At 44.1% G+C, this 15,540-nt stretch carries 9 protein-coding genes; 3 read left to right on the top strand and 6 right to left on the bottom strand.

Features of this window, described 5'->3' with window-relative positions:
- Positions 1-305: 305 nt before the first annotated feature.
- From MLD56_RS03240 to MLD56_RS03225, 4 genes are all read right to left on the bottom strand, one after another.
- A complete protein-coding gene (locus MLD56_RS03240; RefSeq protein ID WP_029515921.1) occupies positions 306-1,877 on the bottom strand; it encodes a glycoside hydrolase family 32 protein in 1,572 nt (523 codons plus the stop codon).
- Between the two features lie 97 nt (positions 1,878-1,974).
- Positions 1,975-3,594, bottom strand: a complete 1,620-nt coding sequence (locus tag MLD56_RS03235) for an ABC transporter substrate-binding protein (RefSeq protein ID WP_029515922.1) — start codon at positions 3,592-3,594, stop codon at positions 1,975-1,977.
- Positions 3,595-3,612: 18 nt separating this feature from the next.
- Positions 3,613-4,494 (bottom strand): carbohydrate ABC transporter permease, encoded by an 882-nt coding sequence (locus MLD56_RS03230; protein WP_029515923.1) that lies wholly within the window; start codon positions 4,492-4,494, stop codon positions 3,613-3,615.
- A 14-nt stretch (positions 4,495-4,508) separates the two neighbouring features.
- Entirely contained in the window at positions 4,509-5,393 is an 885-nt protein-coding gene (locus tag MLD56_RS03225) for an ABC transporter permease (protein ID WP_230584986.1), read from the bottom strand.
- Between the two features lie 506 nt (positions 5,394-5,899).
- Here MLD56_RS03225 and MLD56_RS03220 point away from each other — a divergent pair.
- Both MLD56_RS03220 and MLD56_RS03215 read left to right on the top strand, forming a co-directional pair.
- A complete protein-coding gene (locus tag MLD56_RS03220; protein WP_029515925.1) occupies positions 5,900-6,934 on the top strand; it encodes a LacI family DNA-binding transcriptional regulator in 1,035 nt (344 codons plus the stop codon).
- A gap of 22 nt (positions 6,935-6,956) precedes the next feature.
- On the top strand, positions 6,957-7,952 hold the full coding sequence (locus MLD56_RS03215; protein ID WP_029515926.1) for a carbohydrate kinase family protein: 996 nt from the start codon (positions 6,957-6,959) through the stop codon (positions 7,950-7,952).
- 278 nt (positions 7,953-8,230) lie between these two features.
- On the opposite strand, the gene MLD56_RS03210 is transcribed toward MLD56_RS03215, so the two are convergent.
- Together MLD56_RS03210 and MLD56_RS03205 are read right to left on the bottom strand one after the other, a co-directional pair.
- Complete coding sequence (locus MLD56_RS03210) at positions 8,231-8,434, bottom strand: hypothetical protein (protein WP_029515927.1); 204 nt, start codon at positions 8,432-8,434, stop codon at positions 8,231-8,233.
- A gap of 882 nt (positions 8,435-9,316) precedes the next feature.
- A complete protein-coding gene (locus MLD56_RS03205; RefSeq protein ID WP_029515928.1) occupies positions 9,317-13,129 on the bottom strand; it encodes a GH32 C-terminal domain-containing protein in 3,813 nt (1,270 codons plus the stop codon).
- A gap of 1,300 nt (positions 13,130-14,429) precedes the next feature.
- On the opposite strand from MLD56_RS03205, the gene MLD56_RS03200 reads away from it, so the two are divergent.
- Complete coding sequence (locus tag MLD56_RS03200; protein WP_029515929.1) at positions 14,430-15,440, top strand: LacI family DNA-binding transcriptional regulator; 1,011 nt, start codon at positions 14,430-14,432, stop codon at positions 15,438-15,440.
- The last annotated feature ends 100 nt before the right edge of the window (positions 15,441-15,540 follow it).

Genomic DNA, 15,540 nt, shown 5'->3' with positions numbered 1-15,540 from the left:
ATTATTATAGGTAAGATGCAAGGAAAGATTCTTACGCCCTCTTACCACTGTAAAACTATATTATGAAATTCTCCGTGTTAGTCTTTCGATTTCTGCTAACTTCTAAGGATACGAACCCCCGGTACGGTTGTGAGCCGACGGGAGGTTACGTGTCCAGGCATAAGATAATACTTTAATTAGTTTTGGAGACCAGTTTAGATACGGATATAAGCAATCGGGCTGTAACCATTTCGTCGAATCAAGCCGCTGCTTAACGGGTTCTGTTGTAAGAACGTTTCAATTGGAATGATAATCATAACTACTGTCTAAACATTCTCATTTCCCCAAATGCTTACCAGATCATTGATCTGAAGCGACACGACCCTCAGTTCTCCACCAATGGCGTAGAGTTCTAGTCCCTTACTTTCGAAGTCCGGGAAAATCATGTCTGAAATGATTGTTTTTCCATGATTGCCGAAGACTTCGACACTTGACCAATCCAGATAAATGCTCAACTGTATCCTCTCATGCTCTGGCTTCATAGTGGCCTTGTGTATTGCTGTGAAATCTGAATGAAAATCAGTGGCGCTCGACTTCGTCCGATCGACGAACAATTCCTCATTCGAGATATTATATCCGATGATCGTCTCCTGATTGGCGGACTTCCGTACTTTAAACCCGAATTCCATAGCAGTACCGATTTCAAATTCTGCAATAATTTCTGCCTTGGCTGCGGAAATATCAGACAACACGTTCATATCTGGCTTAATCGTCAAGTCTTGTAGAGACAAAATCGGTTTTCTTAGCTGACTTAATTCATTTATGGGTGTTTGGATTAGGCGAAGTCCCTCGGGATAAGTCCTTAGCTGTAGCTCCCGGGGAATTGATGTCTTGCCACGCCATTCCTTTGAAGGAAGCGTGGTAGCATAACGCCAATTATTCATCCAGCCGATCCAAATCTTTCGTCCGTCTTCGTTCGAAATGCCATTCCAGGACACGGCCGCGTAAAAGTCTGATCCATAGTCTACCCATTTGATAGTATCGATGGATTCCAACGCTTCATCTGGCGTGAACGACTTACCGTCAAAGTTGCCTACAAAATACATCATGCCAGAACCGCCTGCCGGTGGTTCCGGATCGTCTGGATTCACACCATTTCTATCCCCGACGCTTAGCATCAGAATCCACTTCGTGGTATTAGGATCCTCATCCACTTGGATTCGAAATATATCAGGACATTCAAATATCCCTCGGTGTATATGTGGAATGTCGGAACCGAATTCGCTTGCAAAAGACCATTCTTTCAGGTTTGGAGATGTGTAAAATTCTACACGGTCCCTTACGGCAAGAACCATGATCCACATTGATGATTCATCATGCCAAATCACCTTCGGATCACGAAAGTCTAGCGTGTCCGTTGGAAATAAAACCGGGTTACCTTCATATTTTGTCCAGGTTCGACCTTTATCCTTGCTGTAAGCAATGCTTTGCACCTGCGGTTTTCCAGGCTGAGCCTTGTTGCCCTCATTTGTATAAATGGCCACCAATCCTGATCCTTCCTCTTTGAAAAATCCGCTGGTATTGTTCTTATCCACCACCGCACTCCCCGAGAAGATCGCTCCGTCCTCCCCAGGTGGAATCGCTGGTGGAAGCTCAGTCCAATGCACTAGATCCTTGCTTACCGCATGCCCCCAATGCATGTTGCCAAAATCAGGCTGCGTATCATGGGGCGTATGCTGGTAGAACAGGTGGTATTCTCCTTCAAAGTAAACCATGCCGTTGGGATCGTTCATCCAATTTTTCTCCGGTGAATAATGAAATTGAGGCCTGTACTTCTCACTATAGTTACTTTTTCTCTTTCTGCCGCTATAGTCGTCCGTTAGGTTTAATTCTTTCATAGTATCCGCTCTCCTCTTGATTGTTGATAAGGTATTTAACATAATAATTTGAGTTGCTCGTTTGCAAATGAATTTGAAATACTACCATTTAAATGTTTCAGCTTTGATCTTTGAGATATCTGTCATAGCCTTTCTGTTTGATTTCCAGCCATTTATCTAGCCCCAGTCTGGACAGCTCGGCTTTATATTCGGCCCATTCTTCTTCCACTTTACCCGTCTTGATCCATTCCGCCCGCTTGCGGTTAACGTAAGCAAACAAATCGGTTTCCAATGTGGAGATCTGCTTCTGATCCTCCAGAGAGAAGAAGACTTTCGGGAAATTATGGTCAGCCTTCATATAAGGAACGAGTCTTTCCTTCATGAGCTTAAGCCGTCCCACTGCATCATCGGGCTTAGTCGTAACCGTTCCGTAATACTCGTCAAGAATTGCTAATGGACCACCGATGTTCGTTTTTTGCCGTAGCTCGACAGGGGCCGTTCCCTTAAGCGGAAGATGCTTCAGCATATGACTCGCTTCATCGTATTCAAAAATGTTCTGCTGAGTTTTGTCGCCGTAGGTACCCCAGTTGTCTTGCACGGACTGGATAGGATCATACAGCTGGTCAATCCATTTTGCCGTAAGCTCGAGATTTTGGTTGTCACTGGTAATCACCATTCTCCCCCGGTCAAAGCCGAGATTGTTCGTGCGGGTCACATTGACTTCACCGCTTGGTCCGGCGAGCGGATTCATCAGTTCATATTTATCGTTGTCTCCTGAAATATTCGCCTTATCCCATTGGAAGTAGAGGCCATATCTTTCACTCTGACCTTTGGCTAGATACGTGTTATAATCCTGCTCGAATGATTCCTCGTCGATCAGGTTCAGTTTATACAGCTCATTAAGATATTTAATCCCCTCTTTGTAACCGTCCTGATCGGCAGTGAAGACCACTTTCCCCTCATTGGTCACTACCGTATGATCGCCGTTGTCCCCAAGACCGAATGATCCGAACAGAAAATTCAGGTCCTCATTGCCGTTATTGAGCATAAAGGACAGCGGGATTTCATCCGCTTGGCCATTTCCGTTAGGGTCGCCATTTTTAAATGCGAGCAGAACTTTTTTTAAATCCTCGGTGGTTTTTGGCATTTTAAGTCCCAGCTTTTTCAGCCACTCCACATTGATCCATGGCATGTCGTTTACAGAATGAATGCTCTCCTTCTCAGAACCCAGTTCTTCAATCCAAGGAAAGGCATAAATGTGCCCGTCCTGTGCGGTTATCATGGATCTGTACTCAGGCGCTTCCTTTAATACCTTCTGCAGATTGGGCATATATTTTTGAATCAAATCCTCTAAAGGGATAATAGTTCCATCCTTTCCGAGGTTCAACAAATCGTAATCGGAATATCCGGCATCCAGTATGGCATCTGGAAGATCTCCACTGGCAACAGCAAGGTTTCTTTTTTCAATGAAGGAATCGGAGGTGAAGTTGGTAAAATCGATATGCACCCCTGTTTTTTCTTCCAGTCTTTTATAAATCAACTTTTCATTTGGATCGGAAGGTGCCAGCGGCGAGCTTTGAGTCATAAAATGCAAAGTAACTTTCTCTTTAAGCGGCAGAGTAACATTTTCCAGCTTGTAATCTTCGGATGCCGCAGAATTATTGCCCGAACCGCCGCATCCGGCAAGCAGTGAAGTAGAAAGTGCCAACACAGACAAGGTTAGTAATGTTTTTTTCATCTCTATTCCCCCGATTTGTTATTTGATCGAACCTACCATGACACCCTTTTCGAAATACTTCTGGAAGAATGGATACATGACAATCAAAGGCAAACTTGATATGACAATGGCAGAGTACTTAATCATTTCAGACAATTTCTTAAGCTCCGCTTGTGCCATCGCATCGGCAATCATGCCGGGCTGAACCTGATTCTGTATCAAAATGGAGCGCAGTACTAGTTGAAGCGGAAACAGCTTCGGATCATCCAGATAAATCATGGCGTCGAAATAAGAATTCCACTGTCCGACAAAAGCGTATAAAGCTAGAACAAAAATAATAGGCTTGGAAAGCGGCAGGACGATTTTAAAGAAAATACTGAGCTCGGAAGCTCCGTCTATACTCGCCGCCTGGAACAGTTCTTTCGGAAGTCCCTGGAAATAAGTCTTTGCCAGAATAATATTGAATACGCTGATCGAGCCGGGCAGAATAATGGCCCAGACCGTATTCAACATGCCTAAATCCTTAATCACCAGATAGGTAGGAATCAGACCGCCACCGAAAAACATCGTTATCAGGAAAAAGATCATAATGGACCGTTTCCCTACCAACTCTTCAACCGCAAGCGGATAAGCCGCGAAGACGGAAAATAATACGGTTGCGAACGCAAAGGCTGCTGAATAAAAAATAGCATTAAAAAAACCGCGGATCATGGCACTGTTGCTTAGGATTTTGGCATATCCCGTGAGTGTCCAGTCTGATGATGTAATGGCAAACCCTTTGGTAATCAGGGTATTTGGAGTTAAAAAGGACGAAAGCACCACATAAACCAGCGGTAACAGAATAGCGAGAACAAACAAACCAAGTAGAATATAATTGATGATGAGCAGAATCCGGTCCTTCCCGGTGTAATGAATATCCATAAATACCTCCTTCTTTAATACAGCCCTTCTCCTTCGTTCAGCTTCTTGACGACGGTATTTACGAAAATCAACAGGAATACATTAATTACGGAATTGAACAACCCGATTGCCGTAGAATAAGCATAATCGCCGGATTGCAACCCCACCTTGTATACGTAAGTCGCGATGATTTCCGAGGTAGGTGTGTTCAGAGCCGTCTGCATTAGGTAAGCCTTTTCATAGCCGATCGACATAATACCTCCTGCAGCGAGAATGAACAGGACGGCCATGACGGGTTTAAGAGCTGGCAGATCAATGTGGAAGATTCTCTTCATCAATGAAGCACCATCAATTGTTGCAGCGTCATGCAACTGCGGGTCCACATTGGCTAAGGTGGCCACATAAATGATAGAGGACCAGCCCGCTGTTTGCCATATACCAGACAAAATATATACCGTTCGGAAATAGGCAGGATCAGTCATAAAAGCAATCGGCTTGCCGGTGAAGGTTGTTACCAAAGCGTTCACTATTCCAGCTGGCGATAGAAAAACAAACAGCATACCGGCAACAACAACAACCGAGATGAAGTTAGGTGCGTATACAATAAGCTGAATATTCTTCTTGAACTTCGCTCCTCTGACCAGATTTAGCATTAAGGCCAGAATGATGGGTACTGGGAAGCCGAGAATAAGACCGTAAGCGCTTAATTTAAGCGTATTCATTAATATGTCATAAAAATTTGGTGATGAAAGAAACCGCTGAAAATGTTCAAATCCAACCCATTCGCTGCCGAGGATGCCTTTTCTTGGGCTGAAATTTTTAAACGCAATGATCGAGCCGTACATGGGAACATACTTGAAAATGACGGTAAGAATTATGGACGGAAGCAGAAACAAATACAATATATAATTTCGAAGCATATAGCTTAACCAATGGTTTCTTTTTTTTGTTTCTGAAGCCTTTAATCCCCTTTTTTGAATGATCGAATTTGCCAATATTTTCCCTCCTACTGTTCACGGCTTGTTATACGACACAAAATATAAGCCATGTTATGTCATCTCTCTGACATAATTAACCAAGATGTTTTTCAAATACTTGCTTGTAATATCCACACCTCCAACAGAACGAGAATTTTACACATTCCCAAAATGAATGGGCTTACAATTTACATTTGAACATATTTCACTCTTACAATTTATCAGATGTACATTTAATTAGTCAATATAATTCGGGTGAAAAATTCATTCAAAAAGCGTATTTCAAGATAATTATAATGTTTTTAGCAAAAATACATCAAAAATACACAATATAAATAAACAAACGTAAACCTTTATTGTTCATTTGAATAAATACATTGTTAAAAACATGAAAATACTATATATTTAGAAATATGAAGAATCTTAATTCGGAGAATAAGGTGAACAATATGACGAGAAAGTCAAAGGTTACGATACAAGATATCGCTGATGCCTTGGGAATTTCCAGAAACACTGCATCCAAGGCGCTTAATGGAGTGGAGAGTATCCCCACCGTTACTAGGGACAAGGTGGTCAAAAAAGCAATGGAGCTTAAATACAAACAATTTTCTTATATGGAAACAGCTTCTGAAAAACAAGGCAATATCGCACTTTTGACCTGTAATCTTCCTAATAGCTCACACTTTGGATCTTTGTTGATCAGCGGACTGGAGAAGGAAATCAGCAAACAGGGCTATACTTTATCCATTTATTTTGTCCGTGAGAATGATATCAATTCGATGACCCTACCCGGCAATTTTGAACCTTCGAATGTGGCTGGCATTTTCTGCATCGAAATGTTCAGCAAGGAATACAGCAAGCTGATCACAGATCTTTGCATCCCAACCATTTTTATTGATTGCGCTGCGGATATGATGTATCCAGAATTGAAGGCGGATCTGGTATTAATGGAAAATGAACACAGCACATACTGTGTTACCCGGAAATTAATCGATCATGGCTATGAAAGCTTCGGTTTTGTAGGCGATTACAATCACTGCAAAAGCTTCAATGAACGCTGGACCGGATTTAATAGGGCCTTAGCAGAAGCAGGAATCGCCGTAGATCCTGCCCATAGCATTGTAGCGCCTGACCGCAACTTCTTTATAGAGGAGAACTGGATGGAACAGCAGTTGGATGCTCTGAGGGAGTGTCCCTCCGTCTTTATTTGCGCCAATGATTTCATTGCCATCAACGTGATCAAATCTTTAAAAAACAAAGGGATTAAAGTCCCAGAAGATGTTGCTGTCTGCGGGTTCGATGATGCTTCGGAATCCCGGGTTGTCGAGCCTCATCTTACAACCGTGCATATTTACAGTAGTCAGATGGGTATTATTTCAGCCGAAATGTTATTGTCCAGAATCAAAGACAATACCATGCCATACCGAGTGACTCATGTTGCAACGGATATCGTATACCGGGACTCGACCCCTGTTCTAAACTAAATCTACCAAGAGGTGAATCAAAGTGAAAAATGACAGAACGGTTCTTTGTGTGGGCGAGTTGCTCATTGATTTTTTCTGCACGGATATTGATGTTAATCTTGCCAAGGGTCAGCATTTCTCCAAGCAGGCTGGCGGTGCTCCGGCAAATGTAAGCGCAGCCGTAGCCAAACTCGGAGGAAAAGCGTCATTCTTGGGGAAAATCGGTGCTGATCCCTTCGGTATCTACCTGAAGCAAACGCTGGAGGAGCAGCATGTGGATACTTCCATGCTTCTTTTTGATCCGGAAACACCGACTACACTGGCCTTTGTTTCCCTTGCCGCTAACGGCGAACGGGATTTCGTGTTCAACCGCGGAGCTGACCGTCAGCTGTCTCTGCAGGACATTGATAGAGAATGGACTCGACAGGCTGCCATTCTGCATTTTGGCTCGGCAACGGCCTTGCTCGCCGATCCTTTCCGGGAAGCGTATTTGTCTTTATTGGACGAAGCGAAAGCCAATGGGCAATTTACCTCCTTTGATCCCAATTACCGGGGGGACCTCTGGAAAGATAGGCTGGAGGAGTTTATAACATTGTCCAGAAGAGGAATACACAATGCAGATTTCGTAAAGGTAAGCGAAGAGGAATTAAATATCATTACGGGGCTGACTGACCGCAATGCTTCATTGGATCTTTTGCATGGGTTGGGAGCCAAAACGGTGGCAGTTACCTTGGGGAAAGAAGGTACTCTCATCTCAAGCGGTACCTCCCGTTCGCTAATCAGCAGTATTACTGTTAAATCGATCGATTCTACCGGTGCCGGTGATGCCTTCGTCGGAGCTATGCTGTATCAAATCAGCCAGCTGAGTCAGCCCAAGGCATTTACCTCCGATTGGGAGCAACAGCAGGAATTTATAACACTTGCCAATCAAGTCGGCGCTATCGTGTGCACTAAAGTTGGAGCGATTGCAGCCTTGCCATCGTTGGAAGAAGTTAAGCATTTCATAGAGCAACAGGGTGAAACAAAAATCGAACTGTAAGAACAGCAAAGGTGTCCCGACGATCCTAGGGTCGCTGGACACCTTTTTAGTTATTCCTTGGAAAGTGAAGTGAGGAAACTAAATCATATCGAGGGAGTTTAATCAAAAGGAAACTACTACTATCCTATGTAGTAGCTCCTTGTATTTAAGACAGACCAAAATGTTTTCGATTGCCGATAATATTCCATTTTTATTTGACTCAGATGTTTTCATAAAACATTTTAATTCACATTGCTGTGCTTATTGTAGGTAGTGATTTGAAGCTTTAACAACTGTATTTAGTGTTTCACTTCTTGTACATTGTGGATAAATAAAACAGGAAATAAATCCTCCATGCCTCTCAGGTGATCTCGTTCTAAATACTCTGATCGAATTAGTCCATCTTCGGCAAACACAAAGAAAACCTGGTTGTAGGCAGAAATTCCTCTTAAAAATGCTGGTTCCATAAAGGTATCGACGATAATGGGCTTCTTTTTACCCATTTGTTATAACTCTAAAATAATGAACTCAACACTTTCATCAAAGGCCGAAGAACCATTGACTCTATCGTTCCCACAACCTAAGAAAAACCACTCCCAATCGATAAAGTGACTTAAAATTGCCGGATGGTCCTGAGGGTTAGCTTTGCCCTGATAATCAAAGGTATTGTCATCAGAAGAATAATACTCCCCACTTGGAGGCTTTCGTCTTAGTCATAGTGCTTTTTACCGCCGTAAGGCCCCGCCACAAATCCAAGCAAATGTGATTTAGATAAAGCCTTAATACTCGATCTGAAATTTTCAAAGTACATCATTCCCCTGTCTAAAAATTGTTTCTTACAAGGGGAAAAGTCTCATTCTGAAAGCACTACAGTAATTTCTCATCATCCATATTCATTAATAATGCCCCCATCGTTAAGTTATGTTTGGTTTATTCGATTCCGTCCCACATTCCACACAAAGTCTATCCATACCTAAAGCTCTTTTCCCTTGGCTCCTACAAATCCATTTCATTTTATCCTATTCGTTCCCTTGGCCTCGTGGTTTATCATCATTTATTATTCACCATTTCTTTTGATTTTTTATATTCTCGTTGCACATAATAATAAATCCGTCCAAATCGGCATGCCAAATCACCACAAGCAACATCTGGTGCTTGCAGCATGGACATCTCAACGGGTCTTGTTCATATGTCTCTATCACTCAGTCTCTATCACTCGCTGGCGATACGAAAAGCGAAAGAAGCTCGACGCTTTCCTGACCAGCAAGAAATTGATTTTCCTAACCTGACAGAAGTAAGCTGAAGCTGCATGAACACAATAACAAATCCGCCTTTTGCCAAAAGCCCCTCTACGCCAAGCGAAGGGGCTTTTCTACAGGATAGAACTAAAAATCAGAGCTTACTTTCCACCTATTTCGTCGCATTTCATCCGTTGGAGGAGTCTCTAACGTAAGCTTTGAACCATCCTCGGATATGGTCAAAGCCCTATTATGATAAACTGAGATAATGACAACCGAACCATCCCTATTTTTGTGGACAATCCACCGCTGATTATTGTAGCCCAAATAAGAATAGAGCTGAATTTTATTGTGCTCCGCGTCCAGATCCAGCGCCTGTCCGGAGGTCGTTCGGATGGAATAGGAACCTGCATCATCTCCGGTCGGCACAAACACCCATTTTTGATCCGAGGCTTCATTTGCATCCTGTACACTAACTGCTTCGCCATTTGCCAGGCGGGCTGTATATATGGATTTTTGGAATGCTACGTTCACGAGGCTTGATACCCTCAACTTGGCCGGTTTCCCTCCTGTCACATTTACATTCTGATAAGAGACAGAGCCGCCAAAGACATGAAGTCCGAAATGACCTTCGGCAAAGGTCCCATCCTTCAGATCCATTATTTTCAGTCCTCCCATATGTACCACGATATGCGGGCCTTCCGCTTGAATCTTTATTTTATAGGTTTGGCCTCGCTGGATGAAGGCCGGGACTTTCGCCAGAACCTGTCGTTCCTCGAATCGTCCATCTATTTTGTAGAACAGGCGAATAGACTTCATGTTAGGATCTAGATTCAGGTAGTAGCCGCTGTGCCCATCCTCGCTTGCACGGAACAGAAGTGAACCAGCCCCGCCGGACGTGCCAAGCTTCAGTTCAGCTTCATAAGTAAAATCCCCAGCCTGCTCCTGGGCCATATAATTCGCGTCGCTTGAGTATCTTCCACGAATTCCATCCTTGCTGAGTACCCATGAAGCCATTGACGGATCTGGGGTCCAGCCGCTGAGACTGGTATGAAACTCGCCGCCAGAGACTTTTACAAGAAGGCTGGCGGATGCCTTTCCATTCGGGGTGGATACAGTAATGACGGACTCGCCCTCTTTTTTGGCCATAAGAGTTGCCTGAGAAGCGCCGGCTCCCTTTATGCCTACCACCTTGGCATTACTGGATTTCCACTCCAGCGGGTGAACACCATTGCCAGGCCCATTCTCCACTGCCGCCCGCAGCGTTTCGCTTTGCCCTATCCCTAGTTCACGGTCACCCGTGTCCATTGCAATCCGTAGTGGCGAATCGTTATCCGAATTCCACACTGATCCAAGCTTGTTTACCGACAGAGAAACAATCTTCACATTGCCACCCTGATTATAGAAGCTCATCTCCCTACTGGCCGGATCAGGAAATATGACCTCGGAGAAAACCACCTTGCCTCCATTAGCGAAGACCTCAACAGAGGATTCATCCACCAAAATCCGCATCTGGATCCGCTTGTTCTCGGCTTTCATCCCCGTTTCATGTCTTGTGGTAAACAGATTGGAGAAATCCGTAGCTCCGGAAGCAGAGCGATCCACGAACAATTTACTTTCGCCTGGCTTATAACCCACCACAGTCTTCTGATTCACACCTTCACGTAGATTAAAACCAAACTCTGTTACGTTACTTCCAGCCGGAATCTCCAGTTCGGCTTCAATCTCATATGCTCCAGAAACAAGTCCCTTCAGCAGGTTTTGAGAAGATGGATTGATCATCTTGTCAGTTACAGAGAACAGCCTGCTGCGCAGATGTTCCATCTCCTTGATCGGACCCTGGGCGAGACGGAGTCCGTCTGGGGTCATGACCAGAGCAACCTCTCTCGGAACAGTCAGTCCCCCCTTCCAGCCCGAAGTCGGAAAAGCGAACGGATAATCCCAGTTGGACATCCACGCCAACATCACTCTGCGCCCATCCGTCATGTCCGAGAAAGACATGGATGCATAATACTCCTTGCCAAAATCCGTTCTCAGCACCTTTCCTGCCGGATTGTCATTTACGAATTTCCCCTCTGCAGTCAGACTTCCCACAAAATATTCAGAATCCGATCCTCCTGTTGCCGAATTCGCCCCTGTACTGATCATGAGAACCCACTTCTTCTCTGACGTTTCCTGCACGACCAGTGGGAACAGGTCAGGGCATTCCCACACACCGCCACGAACATAATCTCCATAACCCCAATTGTCGGTCAACGTCCAGTCCAGCAAATTAGCCGATGTAAAGAACCGGATATGATCACCACCGGACACTACCATGACCCAGCGATTATGCTCGTCATCGCGAATCACCTTAGGGTCGCGGAAATCCCACCCCCCCGGTTCTTCCCCGTTCTTGCCGGGGTTCTCAACCACGATCGGACGATTCTTGGCATAATGCCACGTACGCCCCTGATCCTTGCTGTAAGCAAGGCCAATGCGCTGGTTGCCATTAGGACCATCCGGGTTATAGGAAGTATAATAGGCGATCAGACCTTTGCCGCCCGAATCCGTAAATAAGCCTGAAGTATTCGTTACATCCGCCACAGCAGATCCGGACCAGATATGCCCGTAATCATTCCACGGAAGTGCAATCGGCAGACGTTTCCAGCTCAGCATATCCTTGCTGACGGCATGGGCCCATGTGCCTCCATCCTGATGGAAAAGATGGTATTCACCTTCGAAATAGACCAACCCGTTCGGGTCACTGGCGTACCCACGGATCGGTGTATAATGATACTGGGGACGATAGGTTTCAGTATAATAATTATTAGACTCCGTGACATAAGCATCCTGAAAGTAAGCGCTTCCCTTTTTCACAACAAGACCGGCGTTTCCTGTTGAATACGAATGATCCGTTACATCGATTGCTGGTGGAGTATAACCGTCCACGAAAACTTGAATCCGGTTACCCATTGCCTTTACTTCCATATAATGCTTCGCCCCCGCTAAGCTCGGATAAGGTCGCTCTGAGCCTGCAATTGCAGTTCCATCCGCTTTCGTCAGCGATACGCGGACCTGCTCTCCTTCCTTCACCAGAGTAGCTTCATATCCACGTGTTCCATCGGTAGAGGACCGGAAAGCTAGAGCGGCAGCAGCATCGGAGCGGAAAACGATTGTTCCTTCATATACAAAGTCAGCAGCTTGCCTGCTATAGATTTGCTGAGCCTTGCTCTGGTTCACAGACGTTCCTTTTTGGCCGCTGAGGTCAGGCTGCCACTGTCCTTTTTTCACAAGTACCAAACCCAGATTCCCTTTCAGATCGCTAACGGTTATGTTTTGGAACAAGGCTGACCCATCCCAGACGTGAAGTCCAAGGCGGCCAGATCGGTATGAACTGTCTTGAACATCAATCACAGGCTTATATTGAGTTCCCCAATATACTTTCAGCGAGGCCCCTTCAGCTTTTACCTTGAGATGATAGATCTCCCCTTTCTTGAGCGAAACCGGATGCTCTTCATTTAATTTACCTGCTCCACTGCCCGCATCTTTTAAACGGATAATACCGGACTGCGGTGCAATTTGAAGCATATACGAATTCAATCCGTCTTCATTGGAACGGAAGAGCAAAGAAGCATCCGCTTGCATATCCTTGATCATAACATCGGCTTCATACAGGAAATCATCTGCTATTGTTTCTGAGATGGCCATCACGTCCTCCTGCGGATCAGATGTCAGCAGGAGCCCTTCTGCGGCATCTCCCCACTTGCCATTTCCTTTTACCTGCCATCCTGTCAAATTTGTATTTAGATTTATAACGTTTTCAAAAATAGAAAGACCCTCCTTTTCCGATTTTACTGTGTTACCTTCCGCCCGTGCAGCCCAGCCGGTATCAGGACTAGCGGCGTAAACTCCAGATGAAGTCATAATAATAGCCATCACCATGAGGATGTGCAGCACAGCTTTGAATTTCTTTTTCATCGATTACCCTCCATTTCTACTCTACGGAATAATCATCTTCTACCAAAAAAGTAGAAGGCGGCCAGTTACAGCACAGTAACTGGCCGGAATAGCATATTAAATTTGTTATAAAATATATAGAGCTTGAACTTGTGATTTCTATTTTAGGATTTGAACGAGACTATTGGGAATGTTCAAACTCCGACTCCCCTCTCTCTTTCCCTTTTTGTTAATTTTCAATAATATCCGAGCCCGGTGGAACACTATACTCATCCTTATGCTCCAAGATGGCACTTAAATTGAAATAACCGTTCAGGTTCCGGAGCACAACCTACCGGTTCAGCGGGAAAATCAGCAGCAGCTGCATAACGCCGCCCAAAAAATTTTGTGAGTTGACAAAAGTAAAATGACACGGGTTTATGGACCAGCAATATAGAAGGCTTCCATATCTAATGCGATATGGTTCAACGGCAGCTCGTGGTCCTTTTTCTCATCTGGCTTCAATGGCCTTCAAGGCGTCCCTATGTTAACGAATTCATCTTCAGAATGCCGTCTGGTCAGCATTTGTCCACTCTTCGGATATACAAGTATATGTATAATTTCACCTTCCGAATAAACACTAACACCGCCCCCCCGTACCTACGATATATTACAAGCAGTAGGAATCCTTACGCAGCACCCCATTTAAATCTCGCTATAAACTGCTGCATTGACATCGGTTTCCCAGCCAACGGGAACGGCAAGACCCGCCGCAGAATACTCAGTGTTTGTAATTTTCGACCCCGTCTTAGGAGTTGTGTAGCGAATCTGTAATTTGGCTATCCGGCGGAAAAGCTCAATAAAATCACAGCCGGTTATACAGAGCTCATTTTAGTTTACCTCCATCCTTACCCTCAAAATACTTATACTTGTGCATTTAATTGTTCATCAAGTTTACATTTATAATCAATATTTATAAACATTAATTTATATAACCAAAAGTATAGCGCTTTCAAAAATAAAAAGCAATGAAAATCCCACTCACTCTGTTACTTGTTTAAGTTTATATATTTCCTTGATAGCAAACCCTCACGAGAAGGGGTCTAGCTCTCTTTCTTTTCTTAGAAGAACACCGATTTATCCTAATAGTATAGAATCTTTTTTATCTAACTCTTACTACAAAAAAGGCAAAGAGTAGTGTAGTATAAGAGGGGAATGTTTATTAGCAGTATGCAAGATCAAAGAATTGTTTTCAAGCTAAAAACCACATTCACATTTACATTTGAATAAATTTTTGTTTATCATCTAAGATTTTATGAAGCAGGATAAAAAGGAGCTTATTATGGCTGAGAAAGTAACGGTTCAAGACATCGCGGATGCAATGGGGCTGTCTCGAAATACCATATCCAAAGCCCTCAACAACCATCCGCAAATTCCAGAGGGCACAAAAAAGAGAGTAATCCAAAAAGCAGCGGAGATGAAATACAAAAACTACAGTTTTATGAATGGAGGCAATATTGCTCTTCTTACACGAGGGGACATTAACGCCATCAGCTTCTACTCTGAAACGATTAAAGGAATGGAAACCTCCCTGCGCGCTGAAGGCTTTAATCTGATCTTATCTCTTGTCAATCCTGAGGATATCCATTCATGCACACTTCCCTCCAATATTAACCAATCAAATGTGAACGGAATTGTTTGTATTGAGATCTTCCAAGAAGCCTATATTGAAACTATTCTAAACACGGGCATTCCAACGGTATTTATCGATTTTTTGCCAGAGTCGTTGAACTCTCCACACAAATTCGACATCCTCTTGATGGAGAATCACCGCACGACATACAATCTTACTCGTTCTCTCATTGGACGCGGCCATTCGGAGATTGGATTTATCGGAGACCACAATCACTGTCGAAGCTTCTATGAGCGTTGGCTTGGTTACGATCAAGCCCTCCGGATGCATCGCGCTTCATCTGGAGAGACGTTCAGCATCAAGCTTGAGGACAACAATCCTTATCTATCTGTTGAGTGGATGCTTGAACAGTTGAAGCAGCTTCCAAAGCTTCCGACAGCATTTGTTTGTGCCAACGATGATATTGGAATTTCGGTTATTCGTGCGCTAAAGGAGTTGCACATCGATGTTCCTGGACAAATCGAGGTAACAGGTTTTGACGATATTGCTAATGCCAAGATTATCGATCCTCCGCTCACGACCGTACATACTTATCCGTACGGACTCGGTACACGCGTCGTTGAGTCCTTGTTGGCTCGATTGGAGCAGCCGGATCGACGGAATGAGACCATTCATCTTGAGACATGCATCGTTCATAGAGGCTCCACGAAGTCTTCCTAATCAAGTTGTATGTAACAAAGATACAGGGAACCATTTTTATTCAGAGCATATACACTGTTATTTTTAAGCAAGGTAAGATGAATAAGATTTTCAGATACCA

The sequence above is a fragment of the Paenibacillus peoriae genome, assembly GCF_022531965.1.
GTDB classification, from domain to species: domain Bacteria; phylum Bacillota; class Bacilli; order Paenibacillales; family Paenibacillaceae; genus Paenibacillus; species Paenibacillus polymyxa_D.
The sequence above is the reverse complement of the archived record's forward strand: the minus strand, read 5'-3'. Positions and strand labels throughout refer to the sequence as shown.

Excerpts from the sequence above, each read along its gene's own strand:
- MLD56_RS03240 (WP_029515921.1), bottom strand. The coding sequence starts at position 1,877 with ATGAAAGAATTAAACCTAACGGACGACTATAGCGGCAGAAAGAGAAAA.
- MLD56_RS03235 (WP_029515922.1), bottom strand. The coding sequence starts at position 3,594 with ATGAAAAAAACATTACTAACCTTGTCTGTGTTGGCACTTTCTACTTCA.
- MLD56_RS03230 (WP_029515923.1), bottom strand. The coding sequence starts at position 4,494 with ATGGATATTCATTACACCGGGAAGGACCGGATTCTGCTCATCATCAAT.
- MLD56_RS03225 (WP_230584986.1), bottom strand. The coding sequence starts at position 5,393 with ATGCTTCGAAATTATATATTGTATTTGTTTCTGCTTCCGTCCATAATT.
- MLD56_RS03220 (WP_029515925.1), top strand. The coding sequence starts at position 5,900 with ATGACGAGAAAGTCAAAGGTTACGATACAAGATATCGCTGATGCCTTG.
- MLD56_RS03210 (WP_029515927.1), bottom strand. The coding sequence starts at position 8,434 with ATGGGTAAAAAGAAGCCCATTATCGTCGATACCTTTATGGAACCAGCA.
- MLD56_RS03205 (WP_029515928.1), bottom strand. The coding sequence starts at position 13,129 with ATGAAAAAGAAATTCAAAGCTGTGCTGCACATCCTCATGGTGATGGCT.
- MLD56_RS03200 (WP_029515929.1), top strand. The coding sequence starts at position 14,430 with ATGGCTGAGAAAGTAACGGTTCAAGACATCGCGGATGCAATGGGGCTG.